Genomic DNA, 23,276 nt, shown 5'->3' with positions numbered 1-23,276 from the left:
GGTAGGACATGGCTGAAACCGAGCACGCCTCTTTAGGCGCTCTTGCCGTTCGTCTTGGTGAAGTCGAACAGTATCTTCATATTGACGAGAAGCGCAAAGAAATAGCGCGTCTTACTTCGGTAAGCGCGCAACCTGACTTTTGGAACGACGCTGATTTTGCGCGGGAGACCATGGCTCATCTCGCAAACTTGAAGGACGATGTCGCCGGCATTGACGCGGCTCGAACGAAGTTGGATGACGCGAAGGCCGCTCGTGAGTTGGGTGATGAAACAGGAGACGAGGGGCTTCTCGCTGAATCGGAGCAGCTTGTCGATGCACTTGAGCATGACCTTTCGGAGTTGGAGCTTTCCAGCTGGTTTACGGATGAGCTTGATCACGGCGACGCGATTGTTACCGTCAAGCCGGGGCAAGGCGGCCTTGAAGCCCAGGACTGGGCGGATATGCTCTACCACATGTATCTTCGCTATGCGGCGCGTCGCGGGTGGGGCGTGGATATCGCGGAGGCAATTCCCGCTGAAGTTATTGGTATTGACCGCGCTACGTTTACCGTGTCGGGCAAAAACGCGTATGGAATGCTTCGCGCCGAGCAAGGCGTCCATCGTTTGGTTCGCATTTCTCCCACTGACGATAAGAAACGTCGCCAAACAAGCTTTGCCGGCGTTGAAGTGCTTCCGGTCTTGCCGGACGACATAGAAGTCGCAATTGACCCTAGTGACCTGCGCATTGACGTCTATCACGCATCGGGACCCGGCGGGCAGGGAGTGAACACCACCGACTCCGCGGTGCGCATCACGCATATTCCTACCGGTACCGTTGTGACGTGTCAAAACGAGCGCAGCCAGTTGCAAAACAAGGCCGCGGCCATGAACATTCTCCGTTCCCGCCTGTATGAAATCGAGCGAGAAAAGCGTGAGGCGGAGCTTGATGAGCTGCGTGGACCTAAGCATGAGATCTCATTTGGCAATCAAATCCGCAGTTATGTCCTCTATCCATACCAGCTGGTTAAGGATCTCCGCACTGGAGAGGAAACGGGTAACGTTGATGCTGTCTTGAGTGATGGAGATCTTGACCCCTTTATCATCGCGTATCACCGCTGGATTGTCGGACAAAAGGACGCTTCATGAAAAGAATGAAAATACGCACGCTTGTCCGCGATACATTCTTCATCATACTTGGCTCGATAATCTTTGCGATTGGCCTCGATTGCTTTGAGATTCCGTACGGCATCGCGGCCGGTGGTATCACTGGTCTCGCAACGGTATTTCACGCGCTTGCGGCAACCGCCGGCATTGAGCTGCCTATTGGCGCTCAGACCATCGCCATGAACATCATCCTCATCGTCTTTGTCATACGAGGAGGAAACAAGAGCTATGTGGTCCGCTCAGTCGTAGGCTTCATGGTGTCCTCACTGTTTATCGACCTTCTCGCGCCGGTTCTTCCGGTGCTTGGAAAGCACGATTTGATACTCGCGTCGCTTTGGGGCGGCATTATCTGTGGCATTGGACTCGGTCTGGTATTTCGAGCTGGCGCCAACACGGGTGGCACCGATATTATCGCCCAGGCCTTCGCAAAGAGGTTCCTGGTTCCCATGGGCACCGCGGTCATCATTGTTGATATGGTTGTCATCATAATCTCCATTCCCGTCTTTTCACTGGAGAGCGGACTGTATTCGATGCTGGCCATGTTCATTACAGGCAAAGTGCTCGACTATGTGGTTGACGGCCCCAAGTCGGAGCGCGCGGCGTACATCATCTCCAAGGAGCATGACGCGATAGCTCATGAGATTCTCTACTCACTCAACCGCGGTTGTACGGAGCTGCAGGCTCGCGGCGTGTGGAGCGGTAATACCAAGCCCGTTCTTCTTGTGGTACTCAATCGTTCAGAATCAATCCAGCTCAAAGAGATTGTGGCCGAGATAGACTCCGAGGCGCTCGTGTTTGTGTCCGAGGTTCACGAGGCGTTTGGTGAAGGTTTTAAGTCATTTCAGGCGATAACGTAAAATCTACGTGGTGATTTCGCAAGATACCTGCGTGTTTGGTAGAATTACCCCTGTATCTGTTTCTACGGTATGTGAAAAGGAGCATCTGTGGCTAATCATTTTCGTACCGATGAACAACAAAATGCCGATGTAGAGGAGCGTTTTGGCGTGATTTCGCCCGACGCCGGCCTCGTGAGCGAATATGGCGAGCAGAACAGCGCGCCTGCAAGTGACAACTCACTTGATCCGCTTGATACTGCTGACGGTGTTCATGTTGTTACAGCTGAAGAGCAAACGGAGCCGGAACAGGCTCCGGTGGATCGAGCCAGCCTGTTTGCTGACCTTGCCCGTGAAGACGAGCCAACGATTTCCCGTACAGGAACTCCGGCCATTTCATTTCAAAAGGCAACGCTTGTGTACCCGTCGCAGCCTGAAAAACCCGCGCTTGACGGCATCAGTGCCGATATTTATCCCGGTGAGTTTGTATTTGTCGTTGGTCACTCGGGGTCGGGCAAGTCGTCTTTGCTGCGCCTTATTACCCGTGAGCAAAAGACCACGGGCGGCAAAGTGATTATTGCCGGCCAGGATCTCACTAAGATGAGAAATTCTAAAGTCCCGTATCTGCGCCGTCAGATTGGCACGGTGTATCAGGATTTTAAGCTGCTTCCCGACAAGACGGTCTATCAAAACGTTTCATTCGCGCTTGAATGCATTGGCAAGCCGCGCTCTATTATCAATGTTCAGGTTCCTGAGGTACTGCGCCTCGTGGGTCTTGGACAGAAGATGGACGCGTATCCCGATCAGCTTTCCGGCGGCGAGCAGCAGCGTGTATCCGTTGCTCGTGCCATGGTCAACCGCCCGCCGCTGCTTATCTGCGACGAGCCCACCGGCAACCTTGACCCAGCCATTTCACTCGGCATCATGAAGCTGCTTGATCGCATCAATCGCGCTGGTACAACGGTTGTAATGGCAACGCACGACCGTGAGATGGTTGACTCTCTGCGCAAGCGTGTCATTGCGCTTGAAGCCGGCCATATCGTGCGCGATCAAGAGAAAGGGGGCTATGGCTATTATGGTGCTCTCTAATTTTGGCTATTCCCTGCGTGAGGCGGGTCATCACTTTAGGAGGAACTGGTCAACGGCTTTTGGCGCTGTTGTTACTATCTTCCTGTCGCTTTTTATCATCGGCTTGTTTGTGCTTGGCTCAGCTCTGATTGAAAACATGGTCGGCAACGTTGAGAATCGCGTTACCATCCAGGCGTTCCTCTCAGACGATGCCGATAAGACCGCCGTTGACGCCTTTACCAAGCAGGTGCAGGGTTGGGACAACGTTGAATCTGTGACGTACAAGAGCAAGGACGAGGCTCTCGAGGAATACAGGAATACTATGTCCTACCGCAATGCCGCTGACGCGGTCAGCGCGCTTGACGGTCAGAACCCCATTCCGGCCTCACTTGTTATCAAGATGAAGGATCCCAAGCAGGTAGAGTCAACAGCCCAGAAGATTTCCTCGTCAAGTGATTTTAAGGCCATCGCGGACAACAAGGACAATCCTTCAGGTGACGTCCAGTACGGCCGCGAAACTGTCGAGAGGCTTTTCAGCGTTACCTCGTACATCCGTATCGGCGCCATCGTGCTGGTAGCGCTCCTTATTTTTGTGGCGTTCGTCTTCATCAACAACACCATTCGTCTGGCAATCAACGCGCGTCGCCGTGAGATTGCTATCATGCGCCTGGTAGGAGCCTCTAACAGCTTTATCCGCGGGCCATTTTTGATGGAAGGCGCGCTTGAGGCCCTGATTGGCGCGATTCTCGCCGTGGTAACGCTCGTTATCGGTATGCACTTTGTGCTTCCGCGTCTGACGGAGAGCATGTCATTTTTGACCTTTGCCATTCCGACCTATGTGGTGTGGGGCATGAGCGGCCTGCTTTTGCTGCTCGGATTGTTGCTGGGCCTTTTTGGTTCTGCGATTGCCATGGGGCGCTATCTGAAAGTGTAGATTGTAAACGCACATAGTACGGTACTGAAGCATGTAATGGCGAGAAGATTGGTCTTCTCGCCATTTTTTCAGCGGTATGCTATCGCGTCAGTCGGAGAAGCGAAACGCTGTAATCCGTCTACATGATTTATACGACCGTTCGCAAAATGATGTAATCGTTTTTATCATTTTCGTGTGAGGATACGGCTAGAGAACTTCATACGTTTTGAGTTGTAGGGGAGATTTGGCATGGCAAGTACAGATGTTTCCGCACCGCAAATGAAGAAGTCGCTCTCGCTTTTTAACTTCTTTACCATTGGATTTGGCGCGATTATCGGCACCGGATGGGTGCTTTTGGTCGGCGACTGGATGATTCTTGGCGGCGGCCCGTATCCGGCAATGATCGCATTTGCAATCGGCGCGCTGTTTTTGGTTCCGATTGGCATGGTCTTTGGCGAACTGACCGCCGCAATTCCCATTTCAGGCGGCATCATTGAATACACGGACAGAACTTTTGGCCGCCCGGTTGGCTTCTTTACCGGCTGGATGCTGCTTTTGGGTAACGCGCCTCTGTGTCCGTGGGAAGCTATTGCGATCTCAACGCTTTTGACGGATCGTTTTGGTGCCTTCCCTGCGCTTTCATGGTTGAGATCCGTCAAGCTCTATACCATTCTTGGTGCGGACGTGTATCTATGGCCGACGATTATTGCTTTAGGTTTTGCGGTTCTCGTTATCTTCCTTAACTTTAGGGGTGCGGGAGCGGCGGCAAAACTGTCCAGCTTCCTTGCTAAGGCTCTGCTTGCTGGCATGGTTCTTGCAATGGTGATCTCATTTTTTGTGGGCTCACCGCAAAATGGTATGCCTCTTTTCTCACAGGCTACTGAGGTTGCAAGCGGAGATCCAACAAAAGCGACTTCATTTTTGGGCGGAGTCATTGCCGTTCTCGTCATGACACCCTTCTTCTATGCCGGATTCGATACTATTCCTCAGCAGGCTGAAGAAGCTTCTGAGGGTTTGGATTGGAAGAAATTTGGTATCATTCCGGCGCTCGCGCTCATAGCTTCTGGTATTTTCTATCTCATCTGCATTTACGCCTTCGGCACCATGATTGACTGGCATGAATTTGTGAAGAGTTCTGTGCCTGCGCTTGCAGTGCTTCAGCGCATTAACATCTTCTTCTATATCGCGATGCTCATTATCGCGACACTTGGACCCCTTGGTCCCATGAATTCGTTCTTCGGCGCTTCAACTCGCCTTCTGCTGGCTCTGGGTCGCAAGAAGATGCTGCCTGAAAGCTTTGCTCGTCTTGACCCAAAGTCGGGCGCGCCGAAAACGGCCAATATCTTCATGGCCTGTCTCACCCTTGTGGGGCCGTTCTTGGGCCGCAATATGCTCGTTCCTTTGACAAACGTTGCGTCGCTCGGCTTTATTTTTGCCTGCACGATGGCCGGTTTGGCCTGCCTGCGCCTGCGTCGGACGGAACCTGATCTTCCGCGGCCTTACAAGGTCAATGGTGGCATATTCGGAATCATATGCGCCATTCTTGCTGGAGCGATTATCATCGCCCTTATGGTCGTTCCCTTCAGCCCAGCCGCAATGAAGCCTGTTGAATGGATGATTACCGGCGCGTGGATTCTTATAGGCCTTGTAATTCTTCTGGCGTTTAACAAGCGCGGATAGCGCGAAAAATACGCGGCACTGTGTCGGATAACGACAAAGAATTGGAGAGGATTATGGGAAGGTATGCTTTTGTAGGCGGTAAACTCGTTGACGGTACCGGTTCAGCTCCGGTTGAGGACTCCTTGGTCCTTGTCGACGATACAAAGATCACCTATGCAGGACCTCGGACTGAGATCCCCGAGGGTTATGAGGTTCGTGACATTCAGGGCCGTACCATTATGCCCGGTCTTATCGATTCTCACCTGCACTTTTCCGGAAATCTGACAGATGATGACAACGATTGGGTTATTGAATCCGTTGCCCAGAAACAGGCTTGCGCGGTCAAGCAGTCCTACGATGCTCTGACGCACGGCCTTACCACCGTGTGTGAGATTGGCCGCAACGGTATTGCTATTCGCGATTTGGTGAATATGGGCATTATGAAGGGTCCGCGCATTTACGCGACCGGGCTTGGTTTTTGCCGCGTTGCCGGACATGGCGATTCGCACCATCTCCCACTGCAGATTTCAAAAGACAGCCACCCATGGGGAGACCAGGTAGACGGTCCGTGGGATTTGCGCAAGGCGGTACGCCGTCGTCTTCGCGAGAACCCTGACGCCATTAAGATTTGGGCAACCGGTGGCGGTATCTGGCATTGGGACTCCGGCAGGGATCAGCACTACTGCTACGAGGAGATTAAGGCGGTCTGCGATGAAGCCGCAATGGTCGGCATTCCCGTATGGTCGCATTCGTACAACAGCGTTTCTGCCGCGTATGATTCAGTTCGCTGTGGCTGCGAGCAGCTCATTCACGGTTTTGAGCTTGACGATAAGACCATGGATCTGATGGTTGAACAGGGAACGTTCTTTACTCCCACCATCGGCTTTTTGCCAACCTGGTATGCGACATACCCGCCCGAGTGGACGCCGGAGCTGGACAAATTCCCAGGCAACGGTGTTATCGAGAAGGGCTTGGAGCGCACCTATGCCAATCTTCGTCGCGCATATGAGCGTGGCGTGACCCTGACTATTGGCTCTGACTCCTTCAGCTTTGTAACTCCATACGGCTATGTCACCATTGATGAGATGTATGACTTTGTTGATAAGGCAGGCATCTCCATTCTTGATACCATCAAAGCCGGTACCCTGAACGGTGCAAAGATGGTTCATCATGAGGATGAGTTTGGCTCACTTGAAAAGGGTAAACTTGCTGATCTTCTCGTGGTTAAGGGCGACGTTGCCTCCAACATCCATGATCTGACACCTGACAATATGGAAGTTATCATGAAGGAAGGCGATATTGTCATTAGGGGCGCGTTGTAGGGTATAAGCCAGTCCTGAACGGATAGGATTTTAATCGATTAAGGAGGAAGGGGTCGCTCGCGAGACGACCCCTTTTGCGTATCGTAATATCTTAGTCAAATCAGAATGAAACGATTAGTACATCGAAGATACAGAAAAAGTGCGAGAGAGGGATAGTGGCGCGCAAAAAGGTACATAACGGCAACCGCAAGCAGGGTAGGGTTAAAAGAGCGAGAAAATCGCCGAAGCTTCTAACGGGAATCCTGCGCGTAATGCGGCCAGGAACAGGGACGGTGACTACGCCTGAAGGCACCTTTGCGCTTGCGCGCCATGGTCTGCATGAGGGCATGGATGGCGATGAAGTGCAGGTGTCTCTTGCAACGGCAAGGGGCAGAGAGCCACAGGCAATCGTTCGTTCTGTGCTGACACGTGCTACCTCAACTTTTTTAGGACGCTATGAAACCGCCGGTCCTCTCGGTGCTGTTATACCGCTGGACGCCCGCATCCAAAGAGATTTCTTTGTGTTGCCGGAAGACTCTTCGCCGAAGCGCTGCGGTGTCTCTCACGGCGACATTGTAGTCGCTCGTATTGTGGAGTATCCCACGCGCATGAGCGCCGCAGTGGTTACCCTTGACCGGCGTGTCGGCTCGTCCGATGAGTTGGATATGAATATTGAGGCTGTAATTGCCTCATTCGGACTTGCTACGGAGTTTCCCCAAAGCGCTCTGGCAGAGGCGTCACGCCTGTCACTCGATAGCAATACAGAGCTGGCGGACGACGCGAGTCGTGTTGATTTGCGAGAAGCGCTCTGCATCACGATAGACCCTTCGGACGCGAAGGACTTTGATGACGCTGTGGGCGCCCGTCGGCTGCCCGATGGCGGATATGAACTCGACGTTCATATCGCGGACGTTTCTCGATATGTATCTTGGGGCTCGCCGATTGATCTTGAAGCGCAGGTGCGGACCTGTTCGGTGTATCTTGTGGATCGTGTTATCCCCATGTTGCCTGAGCAGCTTTGCAATAATTTGTGCTCGCTGCGCCCTCATGAAGATCGCCTGACCGTAAGCGTTCGCATGAGACTTGACGAGAAGGGCGCCGTCTGTTCTGCTCAAGCGATGAACGCTATGATTCGTTCTGCAGCCCGCTTATCGTATGAGCAGGCAGATGATTTGCTTGAAGGAAAGCAAGCTCAAGATGTCGTTGTATCGGACGGTGCTGCAGACGGTGCTGCGGACGGTGAGGCTCAGCAGTCAGCTCTAGTCGAAATGCTTGAAGTTCTCGATGAAATCAGAGCGAAGCGCCAGAAGATTCGTCGCGAGCGGGGAGCCATTGATTTTGAGACCGTTGAGACGCGCATGCTGCTGGATACAAACGGGCATCCGACTGGTGTCTCTGTTCGCAGGAGAACGCGCGCCACAGGTTTGATAGAAGAGGCGATGCTGCTGGCAAACGAATCAGTGGCCAAGATGCTCGCCGACGCGGACAGTAAGACAGCCTATCGTGTACATGAGCAGCCTTCTCCCGAGGCACTGCGTACCGGTTTGTCGGCGCTTATCGCCATCGGAGCCCTGGAGGCTGCAGAAGCCGCGCGCATAGCGAATGGAGACCCCCGTGCCATTCGCGAGGCGATTGAGAAATCGCGCGGTACCGCCTATGCCCGTGTGGTTAATGCCGTGCTGCTCAGAGCGCAAAAGCGTGCGATTTATCTACCCGTCAATCAAGGCCACTACGCGCTTGGAGCCACTGCGTACTGCCATTTCACCTCGCCCATTCGGCGCTATCCGGACATACTGGTGCATCGCGCGCTTAAAGCTCTTCTCGCCGGCGAGAAGAACCTCGGAAAAGGTCGGCTTGAGCAGATAAAAGCGCTTCCGCAGCTGTGCGCGACGTGCTCCGAGCGCGAACGTGTAGCCGACAGCGCCGCCAGCGCTTCGCAGAAAATAAAAATGGCCGAGTTCTATCAGAGCCGAATCGGCGAGGAGGCATGGGGAACCATTGAGAGCGTAGAGCGCTTTGGCCTCTTTATTACGCTGGATACGACGTATGCTGAAGGGCTGCTGCATGTCAGAGATCTCGGGCAGGAGTGGATTCGCTACGACGAGGAGCAGTTCATGCTTACCGAAGAGGCTACCGGCAAAAGGTGGCGCATCGGAGATCGCATTAAGGTCAAGGTTTCTGCGGTTACAATAGAACGCGGGCAGATTGATTTTTTGCCGGTGAATATGCTGCATGGCAAACGGTCGCCTGTTAAGCGACCGTCTGTTAAAAGGTGAGCCAAGGCGGGTATAGAGTAGCTGCGCAAAAAGCCGCCGTGCAAGAGCTACTGGCGCACAACGCGGTTCCGCGCAACGTGGCCGATGCGCAACGTGGCCGGGGGTGTAGTGTAGCCGATGCGCAACGTGGCCGGCCGAAAAGGATAAAGCATTGCCTCCGAAGGAGAGACATGGCACAGACAGAACTTTCCGATGAGCTCATCGATACCGAGGGCTTGTTGCTGCAAAATGAAGATGAACAGGCGTATGGGCTGCTGGCTCGTCTCGCGGAGGACGCGGAAGAGTACGTTGACCGCAATTATCAGACAACCAACGAGGTTCAATGGTTCGCGTTTCCCACGCTCTTTGACCGTCTTGCCTATAGGCGTGTAGAGAAGGACCCCCGAGAGTTGCGTGACGTTGGAGAGCCGTTTGAGCGTCTGTATGCCGACTTTGCGCTTTCCTGCGTGCGGACGGGCAAATACGAAGAGGCGGCAGACGCCCTCAAGCAGGCTATCCGCTGGAACCCCATGAACTGCGCCGCCCGTCTTGATTTGGCTGATTTGTATAAGATTGCCGGCGATGTCCAGCAGTATCTGGCGCTTACCTTCAGCGTCTTTGAGCGAGCAAGCGAGGTAAGGCATCTTGCGCGCGCCTTTTTGAATTTCGCCGCATGGTTTGAGCAGACAGGTCGTCCGCAGCAGGCGGCAGCGGCGCTGCGTGCAGCTCGCCGTCTTGACGCGCGTGACGGGGCGCTTGACGCCGCTTTGAGTCAGGCCGCGGGTACCGAAACCGACCCGGATGGCGTGTCCGACTCTGAAGCGGAGGATCTTCTCGCGGCGGAAGGCTTGCCTGATGGAGCCAACGCGGAAATCGCGGTCTGCCTTTTGATGTGCGCTCAAGATGAGGCTGCAATGGGCAATCGCGGCGAGGCAACGCAGTTGACCATTCGCGCCCGCGACCTTGTGGGCGAGCCCGCTGCCCTCGCTCTTTTAGAGCTCGTGCGCGACGCGGCGCTGAACTCCGAGACGTCAGACAACGGCACGGAGTCCGAGCCTGAGACGTCGGCCGGCAAGAAGCCCGGGTCTGAGATGTCGGCCGGCAAGGAGCCCGGGTCCAAGACACAAAAGGAGGCGGACGATGGAAAAGCGTGAGCGTAAGAGTATTGCGCGCAATCGTTCTGCTCGCCATGAATACGAAATACTGGAGACGTTTGAATGCGGTGTGGTGCTGACGGGCACGGAGGTCAAAAGCCTTCGTGACCGTGGAGCGCAGATTACGGACGCGTTCTGCCTGGTTCGTGGTCGTGAAGTGTGGCTTCACGGGGTGCATATCCATCCGTACTCAAATGGCGGTGTGTGGAATGTAGACCCGGACCGCAAGCGCAAGCTGTTGCTGCACAGGAGCCAGATTACCTATCTTGACGGTAAGCTGCGCCAAAAGGGGCTTGCGCTCATACCGCTTGACCTGCTGTTTGACACGCATAATCGTGTGAAGCTGGTTATTGGACTCGCGCGCGGCAAGAAACTATATGACAAGCGGGCCGACGCCGCTCGTCGTGATTCCGATAGGGAGATTCAGCGCGCGCTCAAGGAGCGGAGTCGCTTTTAGCGGTGCTGGTTTTGATGCTCCGGTGTTGATGCGTCAGGCTGTGAGCGCCAGATTTTGGGCGCCAGATTTTGGGCGCCGGCAGCTTAGAGGCCGGTGACGTTACGTGCCGATAAGGAGCTCTCGGGCTTGTAAAAAAGTCAGGTATTGATAAAATGCTTCAAACGCGGTCGTAATTTACCCAGTGCGATCGCGTGTTTGCAGGACCAGAAGTACGTAAAAGACCGGTATGGAGCCGGTCGTGGAGAGAGGAAACAAGATGGCAGAAAAGACATACAAGTTCGTATGCACCGTTTGCGGCTATGAGGTTGAGGTGGATACTCCCGAGCTTCCCGAGGACTACACGTGCCCCGTGTGCGGCGTTGGCCCCGATCAGTTTGAGCTTGTCGAGGACTAACTCTGACTGATGCGAATGAAGCTTGGCAATTGAGCCACAACATTTTTGTCGAGTAGTGCTAAGTTAGCGGTGTAAGCTTTTCGCTTGCGCCGCTTTTTTCGTGCGAGTTGCACGACTTATGGTGACCAATCAGCAGGGAGATTGCCTTGAAACACGCGCTGCAAATGTCGGATTCCGTTGAGGTAGCGGCGCTTTTGGCGCTGTCGGGAGGCGTGATGGACGCCTACTCCTATCTTGTGCGCGATCACGTCTTCGCCAATGCGCAAACGGGCAATTTGTTGTTGTTGGGCATTCATGTAACCAGCGGCTCGTTTGAAAAGTGTGCTAAGTATGGAATGCCGGTGCTGGCGTTTGCCATCGGCATCGCGGTGGCGTATGTCATTCGCATAGTGGCTCGCGAACGTCATCTTCACTGGAGACAGCTTGCCGTTTTTGTCGAAATCTTTCTCTTGACCTGCGTTGCGTTTATACCGCAGGATATGAACCTGCTGGCAAACAGCCTTACGTCGCTGGCGTGCGGCATCCAGGTGCAGGCGTTCAGAAAGCTGCACGGACACGCGTTCGCGACGACCATGTGCATAGGGAACCTTCGAAGCGGCACGCAGGAAGTCGCCGCATATATCCACACGCACAACAAGGAGCACGCGGAGTCTTCCCTGCTCTATTTCGGAACCATTTTCTGCTTTGTCGCGGGAGCCGTTATCGGGAGTCGGTTGATTCCCGTGATGGGGAATTACATGATTCTTGCAAGCCCCGTGTTTCTTCTCGCTGTGATTGCGGTTATGTTCATCGATCGGGAGCGGCAGCTGCTGCATGATGAGGAGATTCGCGAGGCAAAGGATCGCCGCAGGTCAGAGTATGCCAAAGGTTTCGCGGCAGGCCGAGCGCATGAGCGGGCGAGAAGAACCTCTCAGCTAGGAAGCTCTTCTTCAGCCGACTGACTCCAGTGCATTTTAGCGTCCGGCTCTCTGGTCCACTTCAGTCCTCGTTAGGTGCCACTTAGGCGTCCGCTTCCGGTCTACTCGGGCGTCCATTGAGGCGTTTCCAAAAAAGTGCATGAGTTGTGATATGAAAACTCCTAAAAAAGGCATCAGTTGTGATAAATCCCCTAAAAATGCCATGAGTTGTGAAGTATTTTTATCACAACTGTGGCACTTTTTTGGAAACGCCACCCGTGAGCCATACCCCTTTCTGGAAAGTCACCTGCTGGGCCATACTTTCGGAAGGCGCGGCGCCGCACTTCTGGAAAGTTACCTCGCGCGCTGTGTTGTCGTCTGGAAACACGAGCATATCCCGACAAAAAGGGGTATACTGTTCGTCCCGATGTTATTGTCGGGCGCTGAGAAAAGCTCGGCAACGGCAGAGATGCCGTCCGTCCGGTACGGCGCAAGCAACGCCGCCTGTGCTGTGCTTCTCGCGTGCGTAACTTGAAAGCTGTATGGTGACACAGCACCTCATTCATCCGGGGGTGACTGGATTCGACAGGGTGAGTCTTAGGTGGGCAGCAAGCCGTGGTCTCCTCGCCACGTTAAACAGGGGAAATGTCAAATTGAATTGACAACACTCTTTCTTATGAGCCTCAGATGGCTCTCGCTGCTTAATTAAAAGTTCAGCGCGTCAAACCGGGATATGCTCCCGCTTCCGGGGCGACGTCATGTGAGGGAGATGCTTGTAAGGACGTAGTCGGTATGCCTTACAAAAAGATTGAACCGGCTGGAACAACAAACGCGGGTTGCTCGGCGTGCGTTGTTTAAGATGTAATGAGCAACTGAGCTTGGAGACACCTGCCGCGGATTTGCTTTGGACCGGAGTTCGATTCTCCGCACCTCCACCAGAGTAGGAAGCGTTGAACTTTATTTCGTGAGAAATGAGTTGGCGCTTGTATATAGGTTCGTGGACGATTACTGACCACGAGCGACGCCCTACGAAGCCCGTAGGGCGGCTTTAAGGCCTTGGATGGATAAAATCCCATCCAAGGTTTTTGTGCCTTAAAACGGCTCCTGAGGGCGAATCTGGTCCCGTCCCACCCGCAGACCATCGACAGCGACTGCGAACGGCGCTCTGCCTATGGGCGGAGGCGGCTATCGCCGCCCCGCTGCGAATGCACCGCCTACGGCGGAAGAGATTCAAAGGCTCGGGCGCTCCGCGCCCGAGGGATGGACGACGTGTGAAAAGCATGTGTGCATGAGAGGGATTCCTCCATTCGAACCCGTCCTCATACGTCGTCTGTAATAGTCTGGCGGCCCGCAGGGCCGCCCTAGCCTGCATTGAGGGCGCGAAGCGCCCGAAATGCGCACTTGCGAAGGACATGAAAACGGGGTGCGAAAAGTGGAAAGCCTCGTTTACAAGCGCTTTGCCTGAACACATTGAATTTCGATGTGTTCAGGATGTGTTCAGCCCCATGTGGTCGTGGCGGTTTTCCATTATGTGGGGCGCAAATTTTTTTGTCACTTTCCGCTCATATACGAGCAGAACAGCCTTCTGACCTGCGGTTAAGCGAATGTTTTCCTTGTGTTGCGGTTGTTTTTGGCGTATTATAGAGGCATAGAGAACAAGGCTCAGCACCCGTCCCGCCTCTGATGCGGGGTTACTGCCGGGAATAAGGGCCGAGCGCGAGGCAATACAGGCCAAGCGTCACAGGTGAAACAACGATTGACGAAGCCCCCTGTGGAAACCGAGATAGGCAAGGCATTTTCATGCCCATGTTCGTCTCTGGTTTCCACAGGGGGCCTTTTTGTTGCTCGCCGAACCTGAATCGAGGAGGTATCAGATATGGAAGACATGCAGGTTGAGAATAAGGGTTTTCTTACTACGCGCGAGGTTGTGGAGAGGCCGGGCCTCAGCCCGACCACGCTCCGCATATGGAGGACGAACGGCACGGGACCGAGGTTCTACAGGTTTCACCGCTCCATTTTCTATAAGAGGGAAGACGTGGATGCATGGATTGGCGAGAACTATCAGCTCGTCGAGCCGAGGAACTGAAGGAGGTGCGGATTTATAACGACAAACAAAAGGGCAGCTCCCTTGCCGCCACAGCAACAGGAATCGCCTCATCTACGTATAGAAATAATATCGCAATATCACGTTTCGACCGATATTTCAAGCGCCTAGTGGCATGGCGCAGAGATTGAAGGAAGGCCCTGATTATGACGTGAACAACCAGGGCAATGCATACAATCCCGGCTACATGTACGGTGGGGAGAGCTACACGAAGGCACTTCATGCGGCGGTGACCTACGTGTGCAGGACGGCACACCCATTTGACAGTCTGGACATGCTCTCCGAGAGGGTCGTGATTGTGACGGACAATCTGGTCTACTGGGTGGATTCCCCTCGTGAAGGCCACGGCGATAATCATAAGCCGCCTCGCGGGCGTGCCCTGAGGTGGGCGAGGCCGAAGGCCATAGACCCCGTGCAGGCCGCCGAGCTGGTCTTCATGCGAGAAGTCGTCCGCATGGTGTGCGTGAGGGAGACCATCGGCAAGGAGACCTCCGAGGGCGTCTTCGCGGTCTACGACTGGGACGAGGGCGTCTACCGCGAGATTGGCGACGGCCAGATAGAAAGGTGGTGCCACGAGCTGGCGGGTTCCGTCAACGGCAGCTGGAAGAAGAACTTCGTCCAGAAGCTCCACGACATGGCGTCGCGTCGCGAGAACCGCGTGTGCGAGTGCGACGACCCCGCCCTCGTCTTCATGGCGAACGGCATCTGGGACTACGAGGAGCGCGTGATGCTGGACTTCTCGCCTGACTCGTATCGCTCAGGAAGAGCGCCACGGCGCTTCCAGACAAGGAGCCGCCTGTGCCCACGCATACGATGCCTGATGGTACCGTGATTGACCTGTGGGGGGCTGTCCGACTCTTACACGCCGTACGATGGCGGGCGTGACCTTCTGGTCAAGCTCGCAGGCGCCTGCCTGCGTAGCTACCACAACTGGCGTGTGATGGTGACCCTGTACAACAAGACGGGTCACAACGGCAAGAGTTCGGTGCTCGACCACCTCAAGGCGCTCGTCGGCTTCGATGGGTGCATGACGTCGAGCCTCGCGCTGCTCGCCGGTGGTGGAGACGGCGGCCGCTTCGGGGTATCCAACATTGTTGGCGTCTCGCTCATCACGTGCGAGGACTCCGACTCTGGTGCGTACCTGAAGGACAACTCCCGCCTGAAGAACATCATCTCGCATGATGCTATAGGCGTCGAGCGCAAGAACAAGGGCATGTTCGACTACACGCCGCATGCATTGATTGTCTGCGCCGCCAACGACATCCCCAAGACGAGGGACAAGGGCGACGCGTGGCTGGACAGGAACATCTACGTCCCGTTCACGGGCCAGTTCATAGGCAAGGCGGACGACAAGACCATACGCTCCGAGTGGCTGGTACCCCGAGAGGTGTGCGAGTACATGGCCTACCAGTCGCTGGTGAAGTGGCCGAGATACTACGAGCTACCAGAGCTAGAGGAGGCCGCAAAGCTCAAGCACGAGTGGGTTCTTGGCAACGACACGTTGGCCGAGTTCTGGGATGAGGACAAAGACACGGAGCATCATGACTTCCCGCCAATCAGGTACCTGCGCTGGAAGTATGACAGGTGGATGGATTGCGAGCATCCGGGCATGCGGAACCCTATGAGCAGCAAGATGTTCGCACAGCGAATCTGTGAGATTGCATGCGCCGACGGCGAATGGATGCAGGTCAGAGGCGCAAACGGAAAGTTGCTTTTCACGAACAGCTCAAAGTGGTGCCCCTCGCTGGTCAACATGAAACCTAGGGAACGCGGGATTTACCGCACGGTCGTCTTCGAGTACTGCAACGCCCACGGCACGACACCCGCAGACCTCGGGAACTGCTACGAGGCGGTGAGGGTGCAGCTTGGCGTTGCGGATCGCGACACAGGCGAGATGGATTAGGAGGCAAACGATTATGAGAGATTTCGACGCGGAGCTTGAGGCTCTGAAGGAGAAGATGAATGCGGTTCGCCGCGACAAGCAGACCGCCGAGAGGCGGGCCAACGAGAAGCTCGGGAAGGCGCTCCGGGAGATGTTCCCGGACGTGCCAGACGACGCTTCGAAACTGAGGAGTATCTCGAAGGCTGGAAGGGTGCGCAGAGCGCTTACCCTGAAGTTTCGGGTGCGACCGACCATGCCGAGAACGCAAGTTATGACCCACAGGGTGGGCATGACTTTTCGAGGCAGGCAGGGAGTCCAGAGGGGCGGCAGCCCCTCTCGGTCCAGGAGACTTATCGCAGATAAGTCGGATGGAGTGTTACTCTAACTTATCGTGGCGATAAGCAGAGTGACGGACACCGTTGCATAAAGAGAGAGCGGCCAGCCGAGAGGGAATGCCGCTCGAAAATACGGAGGCGCCTTAGCCTGAATCATCCTCCGAAAAATCCATGTGACAAGGAGGATGAATGCCATGGGATTCAATGTTGGTATGCCCGTGCTAAAGCTCAAGAGAGGAGCGGCGGCCAAGGGCAATTCGAACAGACGCGGGAACCTGCGCAAGATACTTTGCGAGGCGGGCACCGAGAGATACTCGAAGACGAAGACGCTCGATCGTAAGATGAGCGACACTAACGCCCACCTCGGGCCTCACGCCTCGGGAGTGGAGGCATACGAAGCCATGCTCGAAGAGGTGAAGGACTACGAGAACGAGATGAGAAAGACGTCTTACAAAGGGCGAGGCCTCCGCTCGGACGTGGTGCTCGCCTTCTCCCTCATCGTCAAGCCAGAGAAGGAGTGGATTGACGCCCAGACGCCGGAGGACAGGGAGAGGTTCTTCAAGGACTCCTACGAGACGCTTTGCGAGATTGGCATCCTGAGGGACGGCGACGTCCGCATGAGGGAGCGCTACCGCGACGAGGGGCGGAGCACGAGCACATCATCGCCATGTCGTACAACGGCAAGGGCGAGCTGAAGGGCAAGGACGTCGTCAACCTGAAGATGTACAAGAAGCTCAACCGCGACTATCCGAAGCGCATGCGCGAGAAGGGCTGGGACGTCAACGAGCTGAAGACCTACGACGAGGAAGCGGTCAAGAACATGACCGACGACGAGAAGAGAGCGTACAAAGAGGCGCACATCGCCAGGAAGGCGGCGAGGAGGAGCCTTTCCCCTAACGAGTACATGGCGATGAAAGACGCCGAGAAGGCCAACGAGCTGAGGCATGCCCTTGAGGGCGAGAACGAAAGGCTGCACGAGGAGGTGGAGGACAAATACGACCACCTCGAAGGGCTGCAGGCCTACATGGAGGACGAGAAGGACCGGCTGAACGACGAGGTCAACGAGATGATAGGCGACCTTGAGGACGTGCAGCAGCAGGTCGCAGATGCCAGGGACGAGCTTGCCGACCTTGTGCCTGAGCGAAAGAGGGTCAGGCGGGAAATCGAGGAGGCCAAGAGGCAGACAGACGACCTTGCAAAACAGAAGGCCGAGATAGCCCGCCAGAGGGCCGAGAACGACCGCAGGGCGCGTCTGGTTGCCGAGAGGGCACGGGAGGTCGAGCGGCTTGCAAAAGACGCTGAGGAGGTCAATTCTGAGCCGTCAGGCTTCGCCTCGTTTATCATCCCCAAGGTCAAGGAGAGGTATCCTAACTTCTATGCAAGCTGTGAGAGGGCATGGCAGGGGCTTCAGAGGAAGAGGGAAGACGTCAGGAACCGCGCCCGCGACATCTCGCTGCGGTTCGGCGACCTGTTGGAGGCCGATGCGCACAAGAATGACGACGACCAGATGCAGTTATGATTTTGGTCACAATAAAGACCAGAATGTGGCAAAAAAGTAACCATAATGCCGATGGCTGGCACTATGGTTATTTTTGTGCCTGAATTTGGGCGAGAAACGGTTACGAAAGTGGTCAAAAGATTCCTATCCAAGCGCATTCAAGTCCTCGCTGAACAGGTAGCAGCGAATGGTTATGTCTATGGTCTTGAGATGTGGGAGTAGAAAATTAGAATTATAATATTGACTAAGAATTATATAAGAATTATTGAAAATAGAGTCTGCTAGTGCTATGCTTAACTATATTCATATTTATAGATGAGGTGATTTAATGTTGAGCGATACAACAGAAAAAAGAGTATCAGTGTCCATATCGTTGGCGGAATCAGAAAAAAACGAAATCAAAGACATCGCAAAAGAATATGGTTTGTCTCTTTCTGCATTCTTGCGATTGGCTGCGAAAGAATATGCGACAAAGCATGCTGAGACAGCAAACGTCGACCAAAGATAGGAGGTGCGTATTTTGAAAAAAAATAAACTTGTACGACCTATTCTAAAGTGGGTAGGCGGAAAACGACAACTTCTGGAAGAAATAGAGAAAAGACTACCAAAAAGAATTTCCTATTATGTCGAGCCGTTTGTTGGAGGAGGAGCGGTCTTATTTGACAGGCAGCCTCAATATGTACGAATCAACGATTACAACAAAGAGCTGATTAATGTATATAGGGTAGTCAGAGACAACCCAGATGATTTAATAGAAGAACTCAAGAATCACGAAAAGAAAAATGACGAATCTGGTAGCGAATGGTTCTACTTTGTTCGAGGTTTAGATAGAACACCCGAGTTTGAGAATATGTCAGATTTCCAGCGTGCTGCACGCATTATTTACCTAAACAAGACTTGTTACAACGGACTTTTTCGAGTGAATTCTGCTGGACAGCTTAATGTTCCATATGGTCGATATAAACATCCTAATATTGTCAACGAAGTTGGCATTCGTGCACTGCATGGATATTTTTGCAATGCAAATATCGAAATGCGCGAGGGTGATTTTGCGGATTGCTTAATAGGCCTACCTAAAGGGGCATTTGTGTATTTAGACCCGCCATATATGCCTATTACTGCAACCTCTGCATTTACTGGCTATACGCAAGGCGGTTTCGGATACGACGAGCAAGTACGGTTACGTGATGAATGTGTCAAATTGCGTGAGCAGGGCATACATTTCTTGCAATCGAATAGTGACTGCGAAGAGATTCGAGAACTATATAAAAGCTTCAAAATTGAAACAGTAGATGCAAAACGCTCTATCAACTCTCGCGGTGACAGACGTGGCACGGTGAAGGAGGTGTTAATTAGTGGCTGAGACAATTGGCAAAACGGATAATGCCTGGTTGAAGCTTTTCGAAAAATATCCTATTGAAGAGCAGACAAAAAACGGAGGCCTTTTTGAGATTCAGGCGGATGCCATAAAAGAATTCAGAGAGCCTCGCTTAATGACGAAGTTTGATACTGTCGATTCGGTGGCAAGTCCCTTGCGAGAGCTTGGATTGAATATATTACCAGTGTCGCGTCATTCTTATGTGATAGGTAAATTTGATTTGTACGAAGCTTTCCCAGATACATTAGGAATGAAACCAACACCTATTTCACTCCCTGATTATGAGACTTTGCGAGTGGAAAATCTGACCAGTGAATCAAATGCAATTAACGCACTTCTTGTAAGTCATACGCTTGAGCAGTTCCTTAATGAGGAAGAACAAGATTTAGTCGAGACTTTCAACGGACGTATGGGAAGTGGTGACTTTTCGTTTGATGTGAACTTACTTCCACAGCAAGCAGCTAACTCTAATGCAGCGGTGCGAAAGACTATTAATGTAAGCAAAGCGCAGCTTGAAATTGATGGCGGGTTTGAGTCACAAAGCTCAATTTGTATTATGGAAGCAAAAAATATCAGGCATGATAATTTTAATATTCGGCAACTCTATTTCCCATATCGCAAATATCTTGCACTGGTGAAAAAGCCTATCAGACTGGTGTTTTCGCAGTATACAAATCTAACGTATTATCTGTATGAATATGAGTTTACTGAGCATAATCTTCTCTCGTCAATAAGGCTTATAAATAAACATGCATATACTTTCGAAGATTGTCAAATTTCCATGTCAGACCTTATTGATACATGGAAGAAGACAACTGCAAATCTCAATGACAATCAAACGGAGACAAATGTTCCATTCATTCAAGCAGACAGGCTTGACAGGGTAATTGCTTTAGCAGAGCGTTTGGGCGCCGCCGCCGAAAATGCAATGACAACAGATGAAGTTACCGAGTTTATGGGTACTGTAAAACGTCAGGCTGCATATTATCCTGCAGCGGGAGAATATCTGGGTCTTTTTGACCGCTCTGAACGGGGGAAAGTAAAACTCACAGATATAGCTTTTCAGATACTCGATATGAATTATCGAGAAAGACAACTTGCGTATGTGAGCCTGATTTTGAGACATCGAATTTTTCATAATTTGTTTAAGACAGTAATAGAAAATGGTAATTATCCTGATAAGCAATATATTGAAGAAGCTATGTTGCAGTTGAATGTATGTAACGGCGGGGCAACTGTACACAGACGTGCGTCCAGTGTTCTTTCGTGGCTTAATTGGATGTTTTCTCTTGCTGACGACGATATTTAGGCGTTCGAGTAAGGAGGTGATTCTTTAGTTGGCAAAGCAGAATAGATTCGTACAGAACGACAACAACCTCGCTATAGCCTACTACCGCTTCTCGTCACACAGCCAGAACGAGGCTTCCATCGACCAGCAGAGGGAGCAGGCGCAGGCGTTCGCCGAGGCGCACGGATACCGCATAGCCAAGGAGTACGAGGACGCCGCCATATCGGGCACGATCAGTGACCGCCCGCAGTACCAGTCATGCTCTCCGAGGTGGGCGCGATAAGGCCAGCCGTTCTCATCCTGTGGAAGACCGACCGGCTGGGGCGTGACCGCTTCGAGCTGGCGGACGCCAAGCGTAGGATTCGAGACGCTGGCTGCCGCGTCTGCCTCATCGCGGAGCCTACGCCGGATGACTCGCCGGAGTCGGTGCTCATGGAGACGATGATGGAGGGCATGGCCGAGTTCTGCTCAAGATAGCTGTCCCAGAACATAAGGCGAGGCATGACCTACAACGCGGAGCACGCCCTATACAACGGTCACAAGGTGTGGGGCTACGGTGTGGACGACGAGAAGCATTATGTCGTGGACGATGCCGTCGCCCCGTTCGTGGTTGACATGTTCGAGCGCTACGCCGACGGCGAGGCGATGCAGTCCATATGCGACGACTTCAACGAGAGGGGCCTCAGGACGACGCGCGGGGCGCTCTTCGGCGTCAAGACCATGAACAAGCTGCTCAAGAACAGGGCCTACATAGGCGAGTATCGCCACGGCGGCGTCACCGTCGAGGGCGGCATGCCGCAGATTGTGGACGAGGAGCTGTTCGACAGGGCGCAGAGGCGGCTCGCCGAGAACAAGCGCAACGGCTCAAGGCGCAGGGCGAGCGCACAGGCAGAGGACGCCCCTCGCTACTGGCTTACGGGCAAGCTCTTCTGCGGCGAGTGCGGAGGCTCCATGCAGGGCGTCTCGGGCACGAGCAAGACCGGGGCGAAGCACTATTACTACTACTGCAAGGAGCAGAGGGCCAAGAGGTGCTCGAAGAGGCCCGTTCGCAAGGAGTGGGTCGAGGGCGCGGTGATCGACATCCTCAAGGGGTTCCTGGACGACAGCGAGAACCTCGCGTCAATCGCTGTGGACGCGGCCAAATACTACGAGGAGCACTACAAGGGCACGGACTACCTCGCGGGCCTTGAGCAGCAGCGCAGGGACGTCGAGAAGGGCCTCGCCAACTTCGTGAGGGCGATAGAGGCGGGCATATTCAACGAGGCGATGCCAGAAACGCATGGCCGAGCTTCAGGCGCGCAAGGAAGCCCTGGACGACGCCATAGCTGCCGAGACGGTCAGACGTCGCTCTTCGAGAACGAGCACTCAATAAGGTCCTACTACGACAGGTTCCTCCATGCGGATTTCGACAATGCGGAAGTGAGGGACTCCGTCATGGAGTACTTCGTCGATAAAATCTATCTGCACGAGGACAGGCTCGTGGTAGCCTCGTGGTACTCCGAGGACAACCGCGAGGTTCCGATGGAGGTGCTGGACGGGGAGACGGAAGACCCTTTTGCTGAAGGGGAAGCCGTCAGGTTCGATTGCTTCCCCTCTGGCTCCACCATAAGGGGAAATGTTGAATTTTGTTTTAAAGAAATGAGCTGGAGTTTGTGTATATGAATTTATATGGATTTATGAACGAGCATTACCCCTTAAAAGGATTCACTTTGCTTGTAGAGCGATTTTAAAATTTTAGACGAACAACTAATTGTCACCTAAGGTTTTTGTCTTAAAACAGTTTTCACAACCTTGTGTTTCTTTACCAACTTGTGCGTAATCTTGCTAGATAGATGCCCTGAAAGACGAGAGCGTCCGCATACGAAAGAACTATCGGGATAAAATGGTGAAGTATAAGCACACCATCTCGATATCTTAAATGACAAAGGAGATCTAAGGGTAAAGATCTTATGAGCACGAGGATGTACTTTAAGTTTAATTAACATTTCCCGAAGCGCATGTTGACGAAGGAAAAGACTATGGTTGGCTCGAATAAGATCAAGAACATCCGTATGATCCTTCAAAGAACGGGTCTTAATAAGGATTAAGCCTTTCCGGATAGAGAGCCTTTACTTCGAGCGGCGTTGTTCGATCTAAAAGAGGAGGAGGTGAGGTCTGGCTTTGATTTTAAACAAGGAAAGTGCAAGTTTAGTGAGAAATTGAGATAGGCAGCAGACCTGCTTCTCTGTTCAACTAGCCCTTATTGAAAATATCGAAGAGCTCCCCTAAGTATATCGATACCGTCTGGTCTTAAGCACAACCTCAACACGCGAGGAATAGTTAAAAACTTTTTCTCCAAAGGCTAAGGGGTATGGAACTATCGTGTTGCGCTGGTATGTATGCTTTGGTATACGTGTCAGCGAGAGGTAAGTATTACGCACTATGTAAGAAAAGAAATAGTACGTTTTCTACGTCTGCTTTTATTGGTGTTGTGTCTTTCATACTGGAAAGACTAAAGATATCTAATAATTTAAAAAAAGACGCTTTCATGCAGGCATTTTCAGTAAGTTGTAACTTATCGACACAGCTGAGTCTTGACCCAAATAAAAGTCTGCCCGAGTGTTGCTGCAGTCTGCCTTGACAGCAGATCTGTTGAACGGACTATGAGTATACATCAAAATACAAGTTTCTCAGCTCAAATCTACTTGCAGCACTTGCCAAAAGGTGATTTGGCATACAA

The 23,276-nt window shown here is 53.1% G+C and carries 22 protein-coding genes, 1 other RNA gene and 1 pseudogene; all 24 read left to right on the top strand.

Annotated features, from left to right (window positions below; translation table 11 throughout):
* Positions 1-8: 8 nt before the first annotated feature.
* Positions 9-1,124: a peptide chain release factor 2 gene (prfB, locus tag HMPREF1527_RS07515; protein ID WP_016478104.1), complete on the top strand. Its 1,116-nt coding sequence runs from the start codon at positions 9-11 to the stop codon at positions 1,122-1,124.
* Positions 1,121-1,999 (top strand): YitT family protein, encoded by an 879-nt coding sequence (locus tag HMPREF1527_RS07510; protein ID WP_016478103.1) that lies wholly within the window; start codon positions 1,121-1,123, stop codon positions 1,997-1,999. The genes prfB and HMPREF1527_RS07510 overlap by 4 nt, the downstream gene beginning before the upstream one ends.
* Before the next feature lie 87 nt (positions 2,000-2,086).
* Complete coding sequence (gene ftsE, locus HMPREF1527_RS07505; RefSeq protein WP_016478102.1) at positions 2,087-3,064, top strand: cell division ATP-binding protein FtsE; 978 nt, start codon at positions 2,087-2,089, stop codon at positions 3,062-3,064.
* Positions 3,042-3,977, top strand: coding sequence for a permease-like cell division protein FtsX (ftsX, locus tag HMPREF1527_RS07500; protein WP_016478101.1), 936 nt, complete (start codon positions 3,042-3,044; stop codon positions 3,975-3,977). Before ftsE ends, ftsX begins: the two co-directional genes overlap by 23 nt.
* A gap of 228 nt (positions 3,978-4,205) precedes the next feature.
* Positions 4,206-5,636: an APC family permease gene (locus tag HMPREF1527_RS07495; protein ID WP_016478100.1), complete on the top strand. Its 1,431-nt coding sequence runs from the start codon at positions 4,206-4,208 to the stop codon at positions 5,634-5,636.
* A 53-nt stretch (positions 5,637-5,689) separates the two neighbouring features.
* On the top strand, positions 5,690-6,937 hold the full coding sequence (locus tag HMPREF1527_RS07490; protein ID WP_016478099.1) for an amidohydrolase family protein: 1,248 nt from the start codon (positions 5,690-5,692) through the stop codon (positions 6,935-6,937).
* A 113-nt stretch (positions 6,938-7,050) separates the two neighbouring features.
* Positions 7,051-9,192, top strand: a complete 2,142-nt coding sequence (rnr, locus tag HMPREF1527_RS07485) for a ribonuclease R (protein ID WP_369745462.1) — start codon at positions 7,051-7,053, stop codon at positions 9,190-9,192.
* Between the two features lie 170 nt (positions 9,193-9,362).
* Positions 9,363-10,325 carry a hypothetical protein gene (locus HMPREF1527_RS07480; RefSeq protein ID WP_016478097.1) on the top strand — a complete coding sequence of 321 codons (963 nt, stop codon included), beginning with the start codon at positions 9,363-9,365 and terminating at the stop codon, positions 10,323-10,325.
* On the top strand, positions 10,312-10,782 hold the full coding sequence (smpB, locus tag HMPREF1527_RS07475) for an SsrA-binding protein SmpB (RefSeq protein WP_016478096.1): 471 nt from the start codon (positions 10,312-10,314) through the stop codon (positions 10,780-10,782). The genes HMPREF1527_RS07480 and smpB overlap by 14 nt, the downstream gene beginning before the upstream one ends.
* Before the next feature lie 256 nt (positions 10,783-11,038).
* Complete coding sequence (locus HMPREF1527_RS07470) at positions 11,039-11,176, top strand: rubredoxin-like domain-containing protein (protein ID WP_003149771.1); 138 nt, start codon at positions 11,039-11,041, stop codon at positions 11,174-11,176.
* A gap of 146 nt (positions 11,177-11,322) precedes the next feature.
* Positions 11,323-12,117: a YoaK family protein gene (locus HMPREF1527_RS07465; RefSeq protein WP_035434230.1), complete on the top strand. Its 795-nt coding sequence runs from the start codon at positions 11,323-11,325 to the stop codon at positions 12,115-12,117.
* A gap of 523 nt (positions 12,118-12,640) precedes the next feature.
* Positions 12,641-13,010: a transfer-messenger RNA gene (ssrA, locus tag HMPREF1527_RS07750) on the top strand.
* A gap of 938 nt (positions 13,011-13,948) precedes the next feature.
* Positions 13,949-14,158 carry an AlpA family transcriptional regulator gene (locus HMPREF1527_RS07455; RefSeq protein WP_016478092.1) on the top strand — a complete coding sequence of 70 codons (210 nt, stop codon included), beginning with the start codon at positions 13,949-13,951 and terminating at the stop codon, positions 14,156-14,158.
* Between the two features lie 133 nt (positions 14,159-14,291).
* Positions 14,292-15,008 carry a hypothetical protein gene (locus HMPREF1527_RS07450; protein WP_016478091.1) on the top strand — a complete coding sequence of 239 codons (717 nt, stop codon included), beginning with the start codon at positions 14,292-14,294 and terminating at the stop codon, positions 15,006-15,008.
* A gap of 108 nt (positions 15,009-15,116) precedes the next feature.
* The gene (locus tag HMPREF1527_RS07590; protein WP_016478090.1) at positions 15,117-16,079 is read left to right on the top strand and encodes a DUF5906 domain-containing protein; all 963 of its coding nucleotides are present in this window, start codon (positions 15,117-15,119) and stop codon (positions 16,077-16,079) included.
* 13 nt (positions 16,080-16,092) lie between these two features.
* Positions 16,093-16,443 carry a hypothetical protein gene (locus HMPREF1527_RS07440; RefSeq protein WP_016478089.1) on the top strand — a complete coding sequence of 117 codons (351 nt, stop codon included), beginning with the start codon at positions 16,093-16,095 and terminating at the stop codon, positions 16,441-16,443.
* A gap of 144 nt (positions 16,444-16,587) precedes the next feature.
* On the top strand, positions 16,588-17,088 hold the full coding sequence (locus HMPREF1527_RS07435; RefSeq protein WP_016478088.1) for a hypothetical protein: 501 nt from the start codon (positions 16,588-16,590) through the stop codon (positions 17,086-17,088).
* On the top strand, positions 17,061-17,912 hold the full coding sequence (locus tag HMPREF1527_RS07430; RefSeq protein WP_016478087.1) for a hypothetical protein: 852 nt from the start codon (positions 17,061-17,063) through the stop codon (positions 17,910-17,912). The genes HMPREF1527_RS07435 and HMPREF1527_RS07430 overlap by 28 nt, the downstream gene beginning before the upstream one ends.
* Positions 17,913-17,957: 45 nt before the next feature.
* The gene (locus HMPREF1527_RS07835) at positions 17,958-18,113 is read left to right on the top strand and encodes a hypothetical protein (RefSeq protein ID WP_156825500.1); all 156 of its coding nucleotides are present in this window, start codon (positions 17,958-17,960) and stop codon (positions 18,111-18,113) included.
* A 106-nt stretch (positions 18,114-18,219) separates the two neighbouring features.
* Positions 18,220-18,399, top strand: coding sequence for a ribbon-helix-helix protein, CopG family (locus tag HMPREF1527_RS07830; RefSeq protein ID WP_016478086.1), 180 nt, complete (start codon positions 18,220-18,222; stop codon positions 18,397-18,399).
* A 12-nt stretch (positions 18,400-18,411) separates the two neighbouring features.
* Complete coding sequence (locus tag HMPREF1527_RS07425; protein ID WP_016478085.1) at positions 18,412-19,254, top strand: DNA adenine methylase; 843 nt, start codon at positions 18,412-18,414, stop codon at positions 19,252-19,254.
* Complete coding sequence (locus HMPREF1527_RS07420) at positions 19,247-20,578, top strand: hypothetical protein (protein WP_016478084.1); 1,332 nt, start codon at positions 19,247-19,249, stop codon at positions 20,576-20,578. The genes HMPREF1527_RS07425 and HMPREF1527_RS07420 overlap by 8 nt, the downstream gene beginning before the upstream one ends.
* Positions 20,579-20,606: 28 nt before the next feature.
* Positions 20,607-21,034, top strand: a pseudogene (locus HMPREF1527_RS08070) (recombinase family protein).
* A gap of 24 nt (positions 21,035-21,058) precedes the next feature.
* Positions 21,059-22,219 (top strand): recombinase family protein, encoded by a 1,161-nt coding sequence (locus HMPREF1527_RS07735; RefSeq protein ID WP_016478083.1) that lies wholly within the window; start codon positions 21,059-21,061, stop codon positions 22,217-22,219.
* Positions 22,220-23,276: the final 1,057 nt, after the last annotated feature.

The sequence above is a fragment of the Atopobium sp. oral taxon 199 str. F0494 genome, assembly GCF_000411555.1.
Classification (GTDB): Bacteria; Actinomycetota; Coriobacteriia; order Coriobacteriales; family Atopobiaceae; genus Lancefieldella.
The sequence above is the reverse complement of the archived record's forward strand: the minus strand, read 5'-3'. Positions and strand labels throughout refer to the sequence as shown.

Bases quoted from the DNA above. Each gene is read 5' to 3' on its own strand.
- HMPREF1527_RS07830 (WP_016478086.1), top strand. From the start codon at position 18,220: ATGTTGAGCGATACAACAGAAAAAAGAGTATCAGTGTCCATATCGTTG.
- smpB (WP_016478096.1), top strand. From the start codon at position 10,312: ATGGAAAAGCGTGAGCGTAAGAGTATTGCGCGCAATCGTTCTGCTCGC.
- HMPREF1527_RS07440 (WP_016478089.1), top strand. From the start codon at position 16,093: ATGAGAGATTTCGACGCGGAGCTTGAGGCTCTGAAGGAGAAGATGAAT.
- HMPREF1527_RS07735 (WP_016478083.1), top strand. From the start codon at position 21,059: ATGACCTACAACGCGGAGCACGCCCTATACAACGGTCACAAGGTGTGG.
- HMPREF1527_RS07495 (WP_016478100.1), top strand. From the start codon at position 4,206: ATGGCAAGTACAGATGTTTCCGCACCGCAAATGAAGAAGTCGCTCTCG.
- prfB (WP_016478104.1), top strand. From the start codon at position 9: ATGGCTGAAACCGAGCACGCCTCTTTAGGCGCTCTTGCCGTTCGTCTT.
- HMPREF1527_RS07480 (WP_016478097.1), top strand. From the start codon at position 9,363: ATGGCACAGACAGAACTTTCCGATGAGCTCATCGATACCGAGGGCTTG.
- HMPREF1527_RS07435 (WP_016478088.1), top strand. From the start codon at position 16,588: ATGGGATTCAATGTTGGTATGCCCGTGCTAAAGCTCAAGAGAGGAGCG.
- ftsX (WP_016478101.1), top strand. From the start codon at position 3,042: ATGGCTATTATGGTGCTCTCTAATTTTGGCTATTCCCTGCGTGAGGCG.
- HMPREF1527_RS07590 (WP_016478090.1), top strand. From the start codon at position 15,117: ATGGTGACCCTGTACAACAAGACGGGTCACAACGGCAAGAGTTCGGTG.
- HMPREF1527_RS07430 (WP_016478087.1), top strand. From the start codon at position 17,061: ATGTCGTACAACGGCAAGGGCGAGCTGAAGGGCAAGGACGTCGTCAAC.
- HMPREF1527_RS07490 (WP_016478099.1), top strand. From the start codon at position 5,690: ATGGGAAGGTATGCTTTTGTAGGCGGTAAACTCGTTGACGGTACCGGT.
- HMPREF1527_RS07450 (WP_016478091.1), top strand. From the start codon at position 14,292: ATGGCGCAGAGATTGAAGGAAGGCCCTGATTATGACGTGAACAACCAG.
- HMPREF1527_RS07835 (WP_156825500.1), top strand. From the start codon at position 17,958: ATGCCGATGGCTGGCACTATGGTTATTTTTGTGCCTGAATTTGGGCGA.
- HMPREF1527_RS07470 (WP_003149771.1), top strand. From the start codon at position 11,039: ATGGCAGAAAAGACATACAAGTTCGTATGCACCGTTTGCGGCTATGAG.
- HMPREF1527_RS07455 (WP_016478092.1), top strand. From the start codon at position 13,949: ATGGAAGACATGCAGGTTGAGAATAAGGGTTTTCTTACTACGCGCGAG.
- HMPREF1527_RS07510 (WP_016478103.1), top strand. From the start codon at position 1,121: ATGAAAAGAATGAAAATACGCACGCTTGTCCGCGATACATTCTTCATC.